Annotated in this window: 12 protein-coding genes and 1 pseudogene; 12 read left to right on the top strand and 1 reads right to left on the bottom strand. The window is 63.1% G+C overall.

Annotation, left to right across the window (positions count from 1 at the left end; all coding sequences use genetic code 11):
- Positions 1-10: 10 nt before the first annotated feature.
- The 6 genes and pseudogenes from HU770_RS26490 to HU770_RS26465 all read left to right on the top strand — a co-directional run.
- Positions 11-5,191 (top strand): annotated as a pseudogene (locus tag HU770_RS26490) (immunoglobulin-like domain-containing protein); the annotation flags it as partial.
- Positions 5,192-5,354: 163 nt separating this feature from the next.
- A complete protein-coding gene (locus HU770_RS26485; RefSeq protein WP_033703347.1) occupies positions 5,355-5,696 on the top strand; it encodes a hypothetical protein in 342 nt (113 codons plus the stop codon).
- 201 nt (positions 5,697-5,897) lie between these two features.
- Positions 5,898-6,806, top strand: a complete 909-nt coding sequence (locus HU770_RS26480) for a TauD/TfdA family dioxygenase (protein WP_186666516.1) — start codon at positions 5,898-5,900, stop codon at positions 6,804-6,806.
- Positions 6,807-6,824: 18 nt separating this feature from the next.
- Complete coding sequence (locus HU770_RS26475; protein ID WP_186666514.1) at positions 6,825-7,844, top strand: ABC transporter substrate-binding protein; 1,020 nt, start codon at positions 6,825-6,827, stop codon at positions 7,842-7,844.
- A gap of 6 nt (positions 7,845-7,850) precedes the next feature.
- Positions 7,851-8,714 (top strand): ABC transporter ATP-binding protein, encoded by an 864-nt coding sequence (locus HU770_RS26470; RefSeq protein WP_186666512.1) that lies wholly within the window; start codon positions 7,851-7,853, stop codon positions 8,712-8,714.
- 14 nt (positions 8,715-8,728) lie between these two features.
- The gene (locus HU770_RS26465; protein WP_033703323.1) at positions 8,729-9,592 is read left to right on the top strand and encodes an ABC transporter permease; all 864 of its coding nucleotides are present in this window, start codon (positions 8,729-8,731) and stop codon (positions 9,590-9,592) included.
- 75 nt (positions 9,593-9,667) lie between these two features.
- Here the strand turns inward: HU770_RS26465 and HU770_RS26460 are convergent, their stop codons facing one another.
- Positions 9,668-10,228 (bottom strand): WYL domain-containing protein, encoded by a 561-nt coding sequence (locus tag HU770_RS26460; protein ID WP_033703321.1) that lies wholly within the window; start codon positions 10,226-10,228, stop codon positions 9,668-9,670.
- A gap of 206 nt (positions 10,229-10,434) precedes the next feature.
- On the opposite strand from HU770_RS26460, the gene HU770_RS26455 reads away from it, so the two are divergent.
- The 6 genes from HU770_RS26455 to HU770_RS26430 form a co-directional block, all read left to right on the top strand.
- Positions 10,435-11,229 (top strand): tetratricopeptide repeat protein, encoded by a 795-nt coding sequence (locus tag HU770_RS26455; protein ID WP_033703320.1) that lies wholly within the window; start codon positions 10,435-10,437, stop codon positions 11,227-11,229.
- 176 nt (positions 11,230-11,405) lie between these two features.
- The gene (locus HU770_RS26450) at positions 11,406-11,858 is read left to right on the top strand and encodes a MarR family transcriptional regulator (RefSeq protein ID WP_186666510.1); all 453 of its coding nucleotides are present in this window, start codon (positions 11,406-11,408) and stop codon (positions 11,856-11,858) included.
- Positions 11,855-13,942 carry an FUSC family protein gene (locus HU770_RS26445; protein ID WP_186660546.1) on the top strand — a complete coding sequence of 696 codons (2,088 nt, stop codon included), beginning with the start codon at positions 11,855-11,857 and terminating at the stop codon, positions 13,940-13,942. The genes HU770_RS26450 and HU770_RS26445 overlap by 4 nt, the downstream gene beginning before the upstream one ends.
- Entirely contained in the window at positions 13,939-14,151 is a 213-nt protein-coding gene (locus tag HU770_RS26440; RefSeq protein ID WP_033703316.1) for a DUF1656 domain-containing protein, read from the top strand. The genes HU770_RS26445 and HU770_RS26440 overlap by 4 nt, the downstream gene beginning before the upstream one ends.
- Positions 14,148-15,023, top strand: coding sequence for an HlyD family secretion protein (locus HU770_RS26435; RefSeq protein ID WP_033703315.1), 876 nt, complete (start codon positions 14,148-14,150; stop codon positions 15,021-15,023). The genes HU770_RS26440 and HU770_RS26435 overlap by 4 nt, the downstream gene beginning before the upstream one ends.
- A partial coding sequence (locus HU770_RS26430) for an efflux transporter outer membrane subunit (RefSeq protein ID WP_186666508.1) occupies positions 15,020-16,422 on the top strand: 1,403 nt, incomplete at its 3' end. The genes HU770_RS26435 and HU770_RS26430, both read left to right, overlap by 4 nt.

Genomic DNA, 16,422 nt, shown 5'->3' with positions numbered 1-16,422 from the left:
CAACGAAGTTGTGACCATTAAGGCCGGCGAAACCAGTGCGCCGTACAGCCATGCTGCGCAAGGCGACGACGTCTATAAGGACGCCGGTGAAATCAGCCTGGGTATCAAGTCGGCAGCAGACATCGATGGCCGCGCCTTCGAAAACCTGCAGTTGGGCGACGCGGCGTCGGTCAAAGTGACTGACACCACTGACGACGTAGTGGCCAAACTGACCGCTACTCCTTCGGTCACCGAGGGCGGTGCGATCACCTACACCATCACGCTGACCAACAAAGACGGTCTGCCGATCGATAAACATTCGGCGCTGACCTTCACCCTGAGCGATGGCACCACCGTCATCACCGTCCCGGCCAACAACACAAGCGGTTTCGTCACCGTGACCGCGCCGGACAACGTCTACACCGGCACCAACGACCCAGTAATCAAGTCGATCGCTTCGGTTGATGGCGCCGATGTTGGCAAGTTCGAAAACCTGGTCCTGGACAAGACCCCGGTCAGCACCGCTGTCACCGACGAGCCAGGTACTCCGGGCAACGAAGGCGACCTGGTCAAGGTCACCATCACCGCCGATCAGGTCTCGGTCGCAGAGAACGTGAAGCCGACCTTCACCGTCCACATCAACACCGCGCTGGCGCACGACCTGGTCGTGACCCTGAGCAACAACGCCACCGTCACCATCAAGGCGGGCGAAACCAGCGCACCGTACAGCCACGCTGCACAGGGCGACGACGTCTACAAAGATGCCGGTGAAATCAGCCTGGGTATCAAGTCGGCAGCAGACATCGACGGCCGTGCCTTCGAAAATCTGCAGCTGGGCGATGCGGCGTCGGTCAAAGTGACTGACACCACTGACGACGTAGTGGCCAAGCTGACTGCAACACCTTCGGTCACCGAAGGTGGTGCGATCACTTACACCGTCACCTTGACCAACAAAGACGGTCTGCCGATCGATAAACATTCGGCGCTGACCTTCACGCTGAGCGACGGCACCACCGTCATCACCGTCCCGGCCAACAGCACCAGCGGTTTCGTCACCGTTACCGCGCCGGACAACGTTTACACCGGTACCAATGACCCAGTAATCAAATCGATCGCCAGCGTCGACGGCGCCGACGTCGGCAAGTTCGAAAACCTGGTCCTGGACAAGACCCCAGTCAGCACCGCTGTCACCGACGAACCAGGCTCGGGCACCCCGGGCACCGGTAACCAGGGCGACAAGGTCGAACTGAGCATTGTTGCCAACCAGGCCTCGGTCTTCGAGAACGAGAAGCCGACCTTTACCGTCAGCATCAAACAGGCCTTGGATCAGGACCTGACCGTACAGCTGACCGAAGGCAAGTCGGTGGTGATCAAGAAGGGCGAAACCTCGGCCATCTTCACCCACGACGCACAAGGCGAAGACGTGTACGTCGATGCCGGTTCGCTGACCGTCAGCATCACCGGCACCAGCGTGCCGGATGGCCGTCAGTTCGAGAACCTGGTCGTGAGCAAGCCTTCGGCCTCGGTGGACATCAAGGACACTCAGAACGAAGTCATCGCCAAGCTGACGGCTACCCCTTCGGTTACCGAAGGCGGCGTGATCACCTACACCGTGACCCTGACCAGCAAGGACGGCCTGCCGATCAACAACCACGGCGCGCTGACCTTCACCCTGAGCGACGGCAAAACCATCGTCAACGTGCCGGCCAACAGTGCCACGGGCTACGTCACTGTGGCTGCACCAGACGACGCCTACATCGGCCAGACCTCTGTCGGCCTGTCTCTGCAGTCGGTAGGCGGCGCCGGTGCCAGCAAGTTCGAGGCGCTGACGCTGGACAAGACCACGGCCACCACCGTGGTCAACGACGAGCCAGGTGTTGGTACACCAGGCACTGGCAACCAGGGCGATGTGACCACCATCGGCATCACCGGCAGCACCTCGTTGACCGAAGGCGAAACCGGCCGCTACACGCTGACCCTGAGCAACCCGTCCAAGGCAGAAGTCACCGTTACCCTGACCTACAGCGGCACCGCCAACGGCCAGGATTACACCGCAGTCACCACCGTGAAGATCCCGGCCAACAGCAGCAGCGCCACGTTCGATATCAAGACCCTCGACGACAAGCTGGTTGAGGGTACCGAAAACTTCACCGTCAAGATCGAAACCGCTACCGGTGGCAATTTCGAGAACTTGCAGGTCGATGGCAGCAAGGCGAACGTTACCACCAACATCCTCGACAACGACCACCTGCCGGTCTCCACTGGCGGTGCGGTCAATGGCGTGGAAGACACCGACTACCTGTTCGCCTGGAACGACTTCAAGGTCACCGATGCCGATGGCAACACCGGCTTGTTCGTGACCATCACCTCGCTGCCGGTCGACGGTAGCCTGAAGTTCTTCAACGGCACCGCGTGGGTCGATGTGACCGTAGGCCAGGTGGTCAGCCAGGCCGATATCGGCAGCAAGTACCTCAAGTTCGTCCCGACGCTGAACCAGTCGGGCACAGATGGTTACGGCGGCTCGGGCGTCGGTAACAAACAGGCTGACTACGCGCAGTTCAAGTACAAGCCAAACGACGGCACCAACCTGGGCAGCGAAGTGACCATGAAGGTCGACATCAGCCCGGTGGCCGACAAACCGACCCTGAGCTTCGGCAGCAGCGATGTCGAGTCCAAAGGCCTGACCAAGGAAGTCTGGACCACCCTGAAAGGCTTGGGCACCGACGGCAACGGCATCACTGGCGATGCGCTGAAGACGGTCTTCGCCAACTCCGGCAAAGCCAGCTCCAGCGCCACCACCACCAACGTGCAGTCCGATGGCAGCGTCACTGCTGGCACCGGTTCGAAAACCTCGGGGCTGATCTTCCTGGAGGCCGGCAAAACCTACACGTTCAGCGGCATCGCCGATGACAGCATGGTGGTCACCGTTGGTGGCAAGACCGTGGTTACCGCAACCTGGGGCGCAGGTGGCCAGGTTTCCGGCACCTTCACCGCAACCTCCAGTGGCTACTACCCGATCGAGGTGTACCACGCCAACCAGTCTGGCCCGGGTAGCTATGACCTGAACATCCAGGTGGGCTCGGGTGCTGTCACCGACCTGAGCAGCAGCAACATCCCGATGTACCAGAACGTGACCGAGATGGCCAACGCTGGCCTGGGCGTGTCCGATCTGCACACCGTCAATGGCCAAAGCTACTACGACGGTTACAAGCTCAATGAAGGGCCGGAAGGCGGCTCGGTCAAACTGGTCGGCATCACCACCAACCTGACCGATACCGATGGCTCCGAGACCTTGAGCGTGACCCTCAGCGGCATTCCGAAAGGGACGCTGTTGAGTGATGGTGCGGGCCACACCGTCACTGTCGGCGGCACGCCGGTGGACGTGACAGGCTGGAAACTCAGCGGCCTGACACTGACCCCGCCGGCCTACTACAAGGGCTCGTTCGACATCACCGTCACGTCGACCGCCACCGAAAGCCTCGGCGGCTCGGACAGCATCACCGGCAAGATCCCGGTGACTGTCTACGGCGCCGACTACAAGGCCACGGTGGGCACCTCAGGTGATGACACCCTCAATGGCAGCGAAGGCAACGACATCATCGTCGCCGACGTCGCTGGCCTGAACGTGGTGGCGGGCAAGAACTACAACATTGCCTTCATGGTCGACAGCTCGGGCAGTATGAGCGATGACTCGGTCGCCGCGGCCAGGGCGCAGTTGGCATCGGTGTTCAAAACCCTCAAAGCCAGCCTGGGCACCGATACCTCCGGTACGGTGAACATCTTCCTGGCCGACTTCGACACCCAGGTCAACAAGAACGTGGCGGTCAACCTTGCAGACCCAGAAGCATTGAACAAGCTGCAAGCGGTACTGAACTCGATGGTAGGGGGCTCGCGTGATGGTGGCGGTACCAACTACGAAGACGTGTTCAAGACCACGACCAACTTCTTCAAGAGCACCATGGCGACCGGTAATACCGACGCGGACAACCTGACCTACTTCATCACCGACGGTAAGCCGACCTATTACCAGACCAATGAAACCACCAACTACCGCCTGTGGACCGGCGGCAAGTACCTGGATGACGTGGTCAACGTCAACAACTACAAGGTAGGCGAAACCTTCAGTGAGTGGGCCGACAGCACCCACAAGGTCAATATCAGCAAAGATGGCTATGTCACGGTTGCCACCTACAAGACCAATGGCAGGCTCGACTACACCACCAACATCGGCACGATCCACGCGCAGGGTGATGGTACCTACGAGTTCTCCAGCCTGGGTGGTACGGGGTATGCCGAATACTGGAACTACAGGGACTCGGCGTCCAACACCTCTGCCAGCTTCGCCTTGCTGGGCGGCACCAACGGCGTGAGCAAGGTGCAGGCCATCGGCTTGAACAACGATGTCAGCCTGTCCGACCTGACGGCCTATGACAGCGCCGGCAAGCCACAGGCCAACATCGACCCGTCCAAACTGGCCAGCGCGATCCTTGGGCACTCCGAGGCGACCCTGCCAGGCGCCGACAACGTCGATGGCGGCAACGGCAACGACATCATCTTCGGTGACCTGATCACCCTCAACGGTGTCGTCAGCGAGGGCTACCAGGCCCTGCAGGAGTACGTGGCGCAGAAGAGCGGTGTCGAAGCCAGTGCCATCACCACCAATAACGTTCACCAGTACATCACCGAGCACTACACCGAATTCGATATCTCCGGCGCCAACGACGGCAAGGACTTCCTGTCGGGCGGTAATGGCAACGATATCCTCTTCGGCCAAGGTGGCGATGACACCCTCGATGGTGGCAGAGGTAACGACATCCTCCTGGGCGGTACTGGCAAGGACATCCTGATCGGTGGTCAGGGCGACGATATCCTCATCGGCGGTGGCGGTGCCGACACCTTCGTGTGGAAGTCGGGCGACCTCGGCAATGACGTGATCAAGGACTTCAAGGTGGCCGAAGGCGACCGTATCGACCTGAAGGATCTGCTTCAGTTCGAGAAGGGCAGCACCATCGACAACTACCTGAAGATCACCACGGTGGACGGCTCCTCGACGCTGCAGGTCAGCAGTGAAGGCAAGCTCAACGCCGCCGGTGGCCTGGCCAACGCCGATGTGACGATCAAGCTGGAAGGGGTGAACTGGTCCAATACCTCGATCAACTCGTTGATCAGCGGTGGCGACCCGACCATCCGTATCGACAACAAGGACAGCTGATGCCCAGCCCACCCGGGCGGTCTGTATGACCGCCCGGGTGGGCGCCGGCTCTTTCCTGACTTCCCGTGACAGCGCATACTCCTGCGCCGGGCCCGCGCGCCCGGAAATCTTTGCCTATGCTGCTGTCTACCAACAAGGAATCAACGTGACGAGGGACACCGCCATGTTCTACGTGCAACGCGACGCCACCGGCCAGTTGCTGCGGGTAGAAGCCGCTTCATACGAAGGGTTCAGCGAGATACTCCCCGCCGACAATGCCGAAATCCAGGAATGGTTCGGCGATGACGAAGTGGAAAACAGCCTCAAGCAGCTCAAGCAAAGCGACCTGGACATGATCCGCGTGCTCGAGGACTTGATCGATGTGCTGACCGCCAAGGGCGTCTTCAGCATCACCGACCTGCCTGCCGGGGCACAGGCCAAGTTGCTCAATCGTTCCAAGGCGCGCAAGGCGCTCGGCAGCTTGAACAACCTGATCGATGAAGAAGAGCAGGGCGGGTTGATCTGATACTGGATCAGCCCCGATCCTCGGTGATATGGTTATTCAATAAAGGTATTTAAAATATCCTTCTTATGACTTTATAGTCACTCCCACTGCGTACCCGTCGACCAATCGATGCGCCGCACGACTTGAACCCACACGGGAAATCCCCGTGCGTTTCTGATCGTTGCGCGTACTTTGACGTCGCGCACTGCGTGGGAGTGAACCATGTCCGCCGCCTCGAACGCCTCGAACGCCTTGTCGTCCATCGACAGCGCCCAGCCGCAACACTTTGAAATCCGCCCGTTCTCCGGTGCCGTCGGGGCCGAGATCATTGGCCTTGACCTTGGCAAGCCCGTCAACGCCGAGGACTTCACCCGCATTCATCGTGCCCACCTCGATCACCATGTACTGGTGTTCCGCGACCAGCGCATCACCCCTGAACAGCAAATCAGCTTCAGCCGCCGCTTCGGCGAGCTGCAGATCCATGTGCTCAAACAGTTTCTGCTGGCCGGGCACCCCGAGATCCTGATCGTTTCCAACATCATCGAAGATGGCCACAACATTGGCCTGGGTGATGCTGGCAAGTTCTGGCATTCGGACCTGTCGTACAAGACGCTCCCCAGCCTCGGTTCCATGCTGCATGCCCAGGAACTGCCCAGCGAGGGCGGCGATACCCTGTTCGCCGACATGCACAAGGCCTGGGACGCCGTACCCGAAGCCCTGCGCACCGTGATCGAGGGCCGCGCGGCCGCTCATTCCTACACGGCGCGTTATTCCGAAACCAAGTTCGAGGGCAACTGGCGCCCGACCCTGAGCGCCGAGCAGTTGGCCCAGGTGCAGGAAGTCATCCACCCGGTGGTACGTACCCACCCGGAAAACGGCCGCAAGGCGCTGTTCGTCAGTGAAGGCTTCACCACCCGCATCGTCGGCCTGCCAGCGGATGAAAGCCACGACGTGCTGCAACAGCTGTATGCCCTGAGCGTGCTCGAACAGAACATCTACCGCCATCAGTGGCAGCCCCACGACCTGGTGTTCTGGGACAACCGCTCGCTGATCCACCTCGCCACCGGCTGCCCCGCGCACCTGCGGCGCAAGCTGTACCGCACCACCATCCAGGGCGATGCCCCGTTCTGACGACTGAGGAAACACATCATGCGCAAATCCATCAGCCGCCTGGCGGCAAGCATCGGCCTGGGCGCGAGCCTGGTCGTCGGCAGCCTGGCGGCCCCTGCCGTGGCCCAGGCCGAAGGCGAGATCCGCATCGCCGAACAGTTCGGCATCGTCTACCTGCTGCTGAACGTGGTGCGTGACCAGCACTTGATCGAGAAGCACGGCAAGGAGCAGGGCATCGACATCAAAGTCGATTGGGCCCAGCTTTCTGGCGGTGCAGCCATCAACGATGCGCTGCTGTCCGGCTCGGTGGACATCGCCGGCGCCGGCGTTGGCCCACTGCTGACCGTCTGGGACCGTACCAAGGGCCGGCAGAACGTCAAGGCCGTCGCCTCGCTTGGCAACTTCCCGTATTACCTGGTCAGCAGCAACCCCAACGTGAAGACCATCGCCGACATCTCCGAGAAAGACCGCATCGCCGTGCCGGCGGTAGGCGTCTCCGTGCAGTCGCGCTTCCTTCAATACGCCGCAGCCCAGCAGTGGGGCGACAAGGACTACAACCGCCTCGACAAGTACACCCTGGCCGTACCGCACCCCGATGCCACGGCCGCATTGATCGCCGGTGGCACCGAGCTTAACGGGCACTTCTCCAACCCGCCGTTCCAGGACCAGGCGTTGGCCAACAAGGACGTGCACGTCGTGCTCAACAGCTACGACCTGCTCGGCCCCAACTCGCCGACCCTGCTGTTCGCCACCGAAAAATTCCGCAACGAAAACCCCAAGACCTACAAGGCCTTCGTCGACGCCCTGGCCGAGGCTGCGGACTTTGCACAGAAGGACAAGGCTGCTGCTGCCGATACCTACATCCGCGTGACCAAGGCCAAGACCGACCGCGACGTGCTGATCAAGCTGATCGACAACCCGCAGTACGAGTTCACCGTCACGCCGAAGAACACCTACAAGCTGGCAGACTTCCTTTATCGGGTCGGCGCCATCAAGCACAAGCCTGAGTCGTGGAAGGATTACTTCTTCCAGGATGAACGCCCGCTGCAGGGGAGCTGATCGATCATGACCGCCCCATTGCCAGGCCACGCGGCCAGCAACCTGAGCCGTGTCGCCACGCCACCCTTGCTCAAGGTGGATAACCTCAGCCTCGAATACCGAACCGCGCAGCGCGTGGTGCGGGCCACCCACCAGGTCAGCTTCGAAGTTGACCGTGCCGACCGTTTCGTCTTGCTGGGGCCTTCGGGCTGCGGCAAGTCCACCTTGCTCAAGGCCGTGGGCGGGTTCATCAACCCCCAGGAAGGGCAGATTCTGCTGCAGGGTCAGCCCGTCAAAGGCCCAGGGCCGGACCGTATCGTGGTGTTTCAGGAGTTCGACCAGCTACCGCCCTGGAAGACGGTAAAGCAGAACGTCATGTTCCCGCTGCTGGTCTCTGGCCAGCTCAAGCGCGCCGAGGCCGAGGAACGGGCCCTGCATTACCTGGACAAGGTTGGCCTGGCGGCGTTTGCCGATGCCTATCCCCACACCCTGTCTGGCGGCATGAAGGCGCGCGTGGCGATTGCCCGGGCCTTGGCCACCCAGCCGAAGATTCTGCTGATGGACGAACCGTTCGCCGCGCTCGACGCGCTGACCCGGCGCAAGATGCAGGAAGAGCTGCTGCTGCTGTGGGAAGAGGTGCGTTTCACCTTGCTGTTCGTCACCCACTCCATCGAAGAGGCGCTGGTGGTCGGCAACCGCATCTTGCTGCTGTCGCCGCACCCGGGGCGGGTGCGGGCCGAGGTGCACAGCCATCAGTACGATCTTGGCAGCCTGGGCGCAGCGGATTTCCAGGCCAGTGCCCGCCGCATTCATCGGCTGCTGTTCGATGAGGCCCAAACGCCCGAGCAAGCCGACGAACTCGGCTTCAACGATATCCGTATCGCCTACTGACAGGAGCTTCAGCCATGACCACTACCCCTGTACGTCAGGAATACGAGGTGCAGCTGGAGCCGCTGCGCAGTGTGCCTCTGGAACGCCAACTGCCATTGGCCCAGCGTTTGTGGCAGCACGGCTGGCTGCGCAAGGCGGTCATCCTGGTTGTGATCGCCGCGCTTTGGGAGGCCGCAGCCCGCTATCAAGGCAACGACCTGCTGCTGCCGAGCTTTCTGCAAACGTCCGCTGCGCTATGGGATGGCCTGATCAGCGGTGAACTGCCGGCCAAGGTCGGCGTGTCGCTGGTGATCTTGCTCAAGGGCTACGTGCTGGGCATCGTGCTGGCCTTTGGATTGACCAGCCTGGCGGTGTCGACCCAGCTCGGTCGTGACCTGCTGGGCACCTTGACCTCCATGTTCAACCCCCTGCCAGCAATCGCCTTGCTGCCGCTGGCGCTGCTGTGGTTCGGCCTGGGCGACAACAGCCTGATCTTCGTGCTGGTGCACTCGGTGCTGTGGGCGCTGGCGCTGAACACCTACGCGGGCTTTCTCGGGGTGTCCGAAACCCTGCGCATGGCCGGCCGCAACTATGGCCTGAAGGGCCTGCGCCTGGTGTTGCATATCCTGGTACCGGCGGCCTTGCCGTCGATCCTGTCGGGGTTGAAGATCGGCTGGGCGTTTGCCTGGCGTACCCTGATTGCCGCCGAGCTGGTGTTTGGCGCCAGCAGTGGCAAGGGCGGCCTGGGTTGGTACATCTTCCAGAACCGCAACGAGCTGTACACCGACAAGGTGTTCGCCGGGCTGGCCGTGGTGATCCTGATCGGTTTGCTGGTCGAAGGGTTGGTGTTCAATACCCTGGAGCGGCTGACGGTGCGGCGTTGGGGCATGCAGCGCTAGCAGGCAAGCCTGCACCGGCTGCTGTGGGGGCGGGGTTATCGGGGTGCCGAACCGCCACGCAGAGACCGGTACAGGTTATGGGTTCTGGTACTGGGCAGCCGCATTGCTCAGCATCTTGCCAATCTCTTCGCGTAGCCCTTCCGGTTGCTCCACCACTACCCCATCCCCCTGGCTCAGCAGCCACCAGCGCAACGGCCAGCCATCGCTCACCGTGGCACGCACCCGATGCCCATGCTCCTGCGCCGTCAGCTGCATGTCGGTGCTTAGTGGCGTCTCGCGCAGCTGCCGCGCCAATGTGTCACTGATCCGCGCCACCAGCTCCACCCCCTCGCCCTGGGCCGGCTGCAGCGCGTCACCGCGCAGGTAGGTCAACAGGTCGAAATTGCCGCGCAGCTCGCCCACGGCAGTCGACGACCAGTGCCAGCCGAACGGTATGCTCTTGTCATTGCGTTCCAGCGGAAAAATCAGCGACAACTCGTTGAGGTCGCGCTCAACCGTGCGTTTGCTGACATTGAAGCCCACATCACGCAGGCGCCAGACCAGCTCGGCGCTGGTGATGCCTGGGGAGCGGCTGGGCAGCTGGCGCAGCAGCGCCCACTGACGGCTGAGGGTGGCGCGAGTGGTGGCGAACGGCAAAAGATAACGTCCTTGTCTAGGCTTGCCGCAATAGGATGGCGGCACGAGCGGGGCATGGCAATTGGCCACAGCCTGCTCAGATCAAGGAAGTCGCATTTGGTTGCCTCGTGCCGAATCGTTCGCGACAGGTTTTGTCGTGACGTCACGCAGAATCACGCCTCATCACAGCTGAGGTTGGGGTTGTGTGTCGTTCAATGAGGATGAACATGTCTGCTGCCAGCAATATCCATTCGCTGCTCGCCCGTCTTCTGCCAGAGCGGGTCATCGCCCCACCAGCCCCTGCGGGGAGGCGTCATCGGTTGTTTGCCGGGGTCGGGTTGCCCAGCCAGCGGTCGCTGTTGGTCAGCCGCCTGGATGAGGCCAGCGATTTGCAGGTGGTGTATGCCGACCTGCGCCGCCAGGCGTTGCAAGGCAGCGTAGCGGCACTCAATGACCTCGGCTGGATCTGGCTCAATGGCAAGTACTGGCGTGCCGACACGGTGCTGGCCGGCCACCTGCTGCGCATGGCGGCCTTGCAGGGCAACGCTGCGGCCTGGTTCAACCTGGGCCAGCAGCACTATTTCGGCAAAGGCATCGAGGCGTCGTACGTGCAGGCGGCCGAGTGTTATCGGCAGGCATTCGACCGCGGCATTTTGCATGCTGCCGCTGCGCTCGGTGACTTGTATGAAGAGGAAGTGTGCGATGGCGACCTGGACTGGCAGGTCGACCTGGTAGAGGCCTACCAGTGGTTTCAGCGCGGCGCCCAGCGGGGCGAAGCGCGATGCCGGTTTGAAGTCGGTTATCGGCTGATGCATGGCCTGCACGTCGAAGCCGATATCAAAGGCGCGCTGTATTGGCTGGAACTGGCGGCTGCGGCGGGGGTGATGCAGGCGGCCGAGGAGCTGGCGGTGCATTTCAGCAGCCGCGACGGCACACGGTACCTGGAATGGCGCGACCGGGCAGTGCAGATGGGCAGCACGCTGGCGCTGACGATGAAGCTGGAAGACCAGGTGCAGCCCTGACCGTTGCCTCGTATTCGCGGCAAAGCGCAGCCCCTTGTGGGGGCGGCTTTGCGCCGCGAAAGGGCATTACATGAACAACAATTCATCCACGCTATCCGTCGCCCGCTGTTGACGACAGGGGGAGGGCCAGGCGTATATTGATAGTTAGCAAACTATGAATATCCTCGGTTCCTTTCATGACCCTTGATCTCCTGCGCCTGCAAGTCAGCAGCGGCATGGTGGTTGCCGCACGCCATTGGCGGCGCATCTGCCATGCGGCCCTCACCAGCTACGGCATCTCCGAAGCCTGCGCCGCGCCGTTGCTGATGATCGTGCGCCTGGGCGACGGCGTGCATCAGGTGGCGGTGGCCCAGGCCGCCGGCCTCGAAAGCCCGTCGTTGGTGCGCTTGCTCGACCAACTGTGCAAAGCCGGGCTGGTGTGCCGCAGCGAGGACCCTCTGGACCGCCGCGCCAAGGCCCTGAGCCTGACCGCCGAAGGCCGCGCCCTGGCCGAGTCCATCGAAGCCGAGCTGGTGCGCCTGCGCCGTGATGTGCTGCAGGGCATCGACCAGGCCGACCTGGAGGCCGCCTTGCGCGTACTGCGCGCCTTCGAAGCCGTCGGCCTCGGCACACCAGGCGGGGCAGCATGAACGGATTCTTCAGCTCGGTGCCCCCAGCCCGCGATTGGTTCTACGGCGTGCGCACCTTCGGCGCGTCGATGATCGCCCTGTACATTGCCCTGCTCATGCAGCTGCCACGCCCTTACTGGGCGATGGCGACCGTCTATATCGTCTCCAGCCCGTTCGTCGGCCCCACCAGCTCCAAGGCCCTGTACCGCGCCCTTGGCACATTGCTCGGTGCCGGCGGGGCGGTATTGCTGGTGCCACCGCTGGTGCAGTCGCCGCTGTTGCTGAGCGTGGCCATCGCCTTGTGGACCGGCACCTTGCTGTTCCTTTCGCTGAACCTGCGCACAGCCAACAATTACGTGCTGATGCTGGCCGGCTACACCCTGCCGATGATTGCCCTGGCGGTGGTCGACAACCCTACGGCGGTGTTCGATGTGGCCTCGTCGCGGGCCCAGGAAATCTGCCTGGGCATCGTCTGCGCGGCGGTGGTCGGCGCAATCTTCTGGCCGCGGCGCCTGGCCCCGGTGGTGGTCGGCTCGACCGGCAACTGGTTCGCCGAGGCGATCCGCTACAGCGACACCTACCTGGCCCGCGACGTTGCCGCCGACAAGGTCGGCAGCATGCGCGTCTCGATGGTGGCCACGTTCAATACCCTGGAAATGATGATCGGCCAGCTCGGCCACGAAGGTGCCGGCCCCCACACCCTGAAAAACGCCAGTGAACTGCGTGGGCGCATGATCCACCTGCTGCCGGTGATCGACGCCCTGGACGACGCCCTGGTCGCCCTCGAAGGCCGTGCGCCGGCCCAGTTCGCCCAGCTGCAACCGCTGCTGGCCGAGGCCCGCGAATGGCTCAAAGGCACCGCTGACGATGCCTCCCTGGCCCCCTGGGCCGCATTGCACGAGCAGATCACCCGCCTGCAACCCAGCGCCACCGCCCTGGACCAGCGCGCCGGCCTGCTGCTGTCCAACGCCCTGTATCGCCTGACCGAATGGGTCGACCTCTGGCAAGACTGCTGCACCCTCCAGCACGCCTTGCGCAAGGACGACGCCACGCCCTGGCGCGCCGCCTACCGCCACTGGCGCCTGGGCCGGCTGACGCCGTTCTTTGACCGTGGCCTGATGCTCTACTCGGTGTTTTCCACGGTTACCGCGATCATTGTCGCCAGTGGCCTGTGGATTCTGCTCGGCTGGAACGACGGTGGCAGTGCGGTCATCCTCGCCGCCGTGGCGTGCAGCTTCTTTGCCGCGATGGACGACCCGGCGCCGCAGATCTACCGGTTCTTCTTCTGGACGCTGATGTCGGTGATCTTCTCCAGCGTCTACCTGTTCCTGGTGCTGCCCAACCTGCACGACTTCCCGATGCTGGTGCTGGCCTTTGCGGTGCCGTTCATTTGCGTCGGCACGCTGACCGTGCAGCCGCGTTTCTACCTCGGTACTTTGCTGACCATCGTCAACACCGCCACCTTCATCAGCATCCAGGGCGTCTATGATGCGGACTTCCTGACCTTCATCAACGCCAACCTGGCAGGCCCGGTGGGGCTGCTGTTCGCCTTCATCTGGACCTTGCTGCTGCGCCCATTCGGTGTGGAACTGGCGGCCAAGCGCATGACCCGCTTCGCCTGGCGCGATATCGTCGAAATGACCCAGCCCGCGACATTGGCCGAACACCGCCAAGTGGGCGTACAGATGCTCGACCGCCTGATGCAGCACCTGCCACGCTTGTCGCAGACCGGCCAGGACAGCGGTGTGGCGCTGCGTGACCTGCGCGTGGGCCTGAACCTGCTCGACCTGCTGGCCTACCTGCCACGCGCCAACCCGCAGGCCCGCGAGCGCCTGGCTTTGGTCATCGAAGAAGTCGGCGCCCACTACGCCGCCTGCCTGCGCGCCAACCAGCGCCTGCACGCCCCGGCGGCGCTGTTGCGCAACATGGAGCGTGCGCGGCAAGGGCTGGCGCTGGACGATCACAACGACCGCGGCGATGCCCGTGTGCACCTGCTGCACGCCTTGAGTGGCCTGCGCCTGGCCTTGCTGCCCGGTGTCGAAGTGATGCTCGAACCCACCGAACAACCGCAACTGCCCCCCGGCATCGATGGAGCCCCACTGTGATCGGTGATCTGGATATCAGCGGGGTGTTTCTGCCCACGCTGTTGGTGATGATGTTGTTCACCTACCTGTTGTTCCTGGGCGTGCACGCTGTGCTGGTGCGCCTGCACTTTTACCGCCTGGTCTGGCACCGGGCCTTGTTCAACGTTGCCCTCTACGCCGTGATGCTGGGCGCGGTCGACCACTTTTGCCGAAACCTGATGCTGCCATGAAAAAACCTTTGCTGACCCTGGGCCGTGTGGTCCTGACCTTGCTGGTCGTGAGTTTCGCCGCCGTGCTCGTCTGGCAGATGGTGGTGTACTACCTGTTCGCCCCCTGGACCCGCGACGGCCATATCCGCGCCGACGTGATCCAGATCGCCCCGGATGTGTCCGGGCTGATCCAGAAGGTCGAGGTGCGTGACAACCAGGTGGTCAAGCGCGGCGACGTGCTGTTCACCATCGACCAGGACCGCTTCAGCCTGGCCCTGCGCCAGGCACAGGCAACCCTGGCCGAGCGCGAGGAAACCCTGGCCCAGGCCGCCCGTGAAACGCGCCGTAACCGCAAACTGGGCAACCTGGTGGCGGCCGAGCAGCTGGAAGAGAGCCAGTCCCGCGAGGCCCGCGCCCGCTCGGCGGTCAACGAGGCGCAGGTGGCGGTCGATACTGCCCAGCTCAACCTCGACCGCTCGGTGGTGCGCAGCCCCGTGGACGGCTACCTCAACGACCGCGCCCCGCGTAACCATGAGTTCGTCACCGCCGGCCGCCCGGTACTGTCGGTGGTCGACAGCGCCTCGTACCACGTCGATGGCTACTTCGAAGAAACCAAGCTCGGTGGCATCCATATCGGCGATGCCGTGGACATCCGCGTGATGGGCGACAACACCCGCCTGCGCGGCCACGTACAAAGCTTCGCCGCCGGCATCGAAGACCGCGACCGCAGCAGCGGCGCCAACCTGCTACCCAACGTCAACCCGGCGTTCAGCTGGGTGCGCCTGGCCCAGCGGATTCCGGTGCGTATCGCCTTCGATGAAGTGCCGGAAGACTTCCGCATGATCGCCGGGCGCACCGCCACGGTATCGATCATCGAGGACAAGCGCCCATGAAACGCCTGATGCTGGTGGGCATGGCCTTGTCCCTCGGTGCCTGTGCCCTGGTTGGCCCGGACTATGAAGTGCCGAAAGACGCTGCCGTGCAGCGCAGCGACCTCAACGGCCCGCTGCGCCAGGATGCCGACAGTGTGGTGTCGGCGCCGGTACCTGAAGACTGGTGGCAGCTGTACCAGGATCAGCGCCTCAACGAACTGGTACGCCAGGCATTGAGCGCCAATACCGAGCTGCGCGTGGCCGCAGCCAACATTGCCAAGGCCCGTGCGCAGGTTGAAGTGGCCGAATCGCAGGGCGGCTTCAGCGGTGGCATCAAGGCCGGCGCGCAGCGTTTGCAGGAGTCCGGCGAGGCCTTCCTGCTGCCTGAGAAGGTGCCCGTGGCCAATATCGGTGAGGCCATCATCAGCGCCTCCTACCAGTTTGACCTGTGGGGCACGTTCAAGCGCGGCACCGAAGCGGCCAAGGCCAACGCCGACGCGGTGCAAGCTGCCGCAGACACCGCGCGCATCACCCTGGTGGCCGATGTGGTCAAGGCTTACACCCAAGTGTGCTCGGCCAACGAGGAATACCACATTGCCCGCGAGTCGCTGGACTTGCAGGAGCAAGGCGTGAAGCTGAACCAACGCCTGCGCGATGCCGGCCGTGGCGATGAAACCCAGGTCACCCGCTCGCAGACCCAGTTCAAATCGTTGCGCGCCGAGTTGCCGCGCTTCAAGGCCGAGCGCGAGACCGGCCTGTATACCCTGGCTGCACTGCTGGCAAAACCAGTTGAGCAATTGCCTGCCGGCACCGCCGACTGCGCCGAGCTGCCGCACCTGGCTCAGTTGGTCCCGGTGGGCGACGGCGCCGCGTTGCTCAAGCGCCGCCCCGATGTGCGCCAGGCCGAACGCCAACTGGCGGCGGCTACCGCCAACATCGGCGTGGCCACTGGCGCGCTGTACCCGGATATCAGCATCGGCGCCCAGGTCGGCACCATTGGTATTCTCGAGAACCTTGGCGAGCCGGCCACCAACCGCTGGGGCTTTGGCCCGCAGATCAATTGGAGCATCCCGACCAATGGCACCCGTGCCCGGATCCGCATGGCCGAAGCCTCGACCCAGGCGGCGCTGGCGCATTTTGATGGTGTGGTGCTGAACGCCATTCGCGAGACCCAGACCCGATTGGCGCAGTACAGCGCCTTGCTGGACCGGCGTGATGCTTTGGCCGAGGCGGAGCAGTCGGCCAAGGAAGCGGCGGACCAGACGCATCGGTATTACCAGGCCGGGCGTGAGTCGTTCCTGGCGGATTTGCAGGCGACGCGGACGTATACCGATATGCGGGCGCAGTTGGCGGCGGCGAATAGCCAGGTGGCGATGGGGCAGATTGGGGTGTTTCTGGCGTTGGGTGGGGGGTGGAAGGG

Source organism: Pseudomonas sp. SWRI68 (assembly GCF_014269165.1).
GTDB lineage: Bacteria > Pseudomonadota > Gammaproteobacteria > Pseudomonadales > Pseudomonadaceae > Aquipseudomonas > Aquipseudomonas capeferrum.
This window is presented reverse-complemented; position numbering and strand designations above follow the sequence as displayed.

What these genes read in the sequence shown, in the direction of transcription:
- HU770_RS26485 (WP_033703347.1), top strand. Translation starts at nt 5,355, where the DNA reads ATGTTCTACGTGCAACGCGACGCCACCGGCCAGTTGCTGCGGGTAGAA.
- HU770_RS26480 (WP_186666516.1), top strand. Translation starts at nt 5,898, where the DNA reads ATGTCCGCCGCCTCGAACGCCTCGAACGCCTTGTCGTCCATCGACAGC.
- HU770_RS26475 (WP_186666514.1), top strand. Translation starts at nt 6,825, where the DNA reads ATGCGCAAATCCATCAGCCGCCTGGCGGCAAGCATCGGCCTGGGCGCG.
- HU770_RS26470 (WP_186666512.1), top strand. Translation starts at nt 7,851, where the DNA reads ATGACCGCCCCATTGCCAGGCCACGCGGCCAGCAACCTGAGCCGTGTC.
- HU770_RS26465 (WP_033703323.1), top strand. Translation starts at nt 8,729, where the DNA reads ATGACCACTACCCCTGTACGTCAGGAATACGAGGTGCAGCTGGAGCCG.
- HU770_RS26455 (WP_033703320.1), top strand. Translation starts at nt 10,435, where the DNA reads ATGTCTGCTGCCAGCAATATCCATTCGCTGCTCGCCCGTCTTCTGCCA.
- HU770_RS26450 (WP_186666510.1), top strand. Translation starts at nt 11,406, where the DNA reads ATGACCCTTGATCTCCTGCGCCTGCAAGTCAGCAGCGGCATGGTGGTT.
- HU770_RS26445 (WP_186660546.1), top strand. Translation starts at nt 11,855, where the DNA reads ATGAACGGATTCTTCAGCTCGGTGCCCCCAGCCCGCGATTGGTTCTAC.
- HU770_RS26435 (WP_033703315.1), top strand. Translation starts at nt 14,148, where the DNA reads ATGAAAAAACCTTTGCTGACCCTGGGCCGTGTGGTCCTGACCTTGCTG.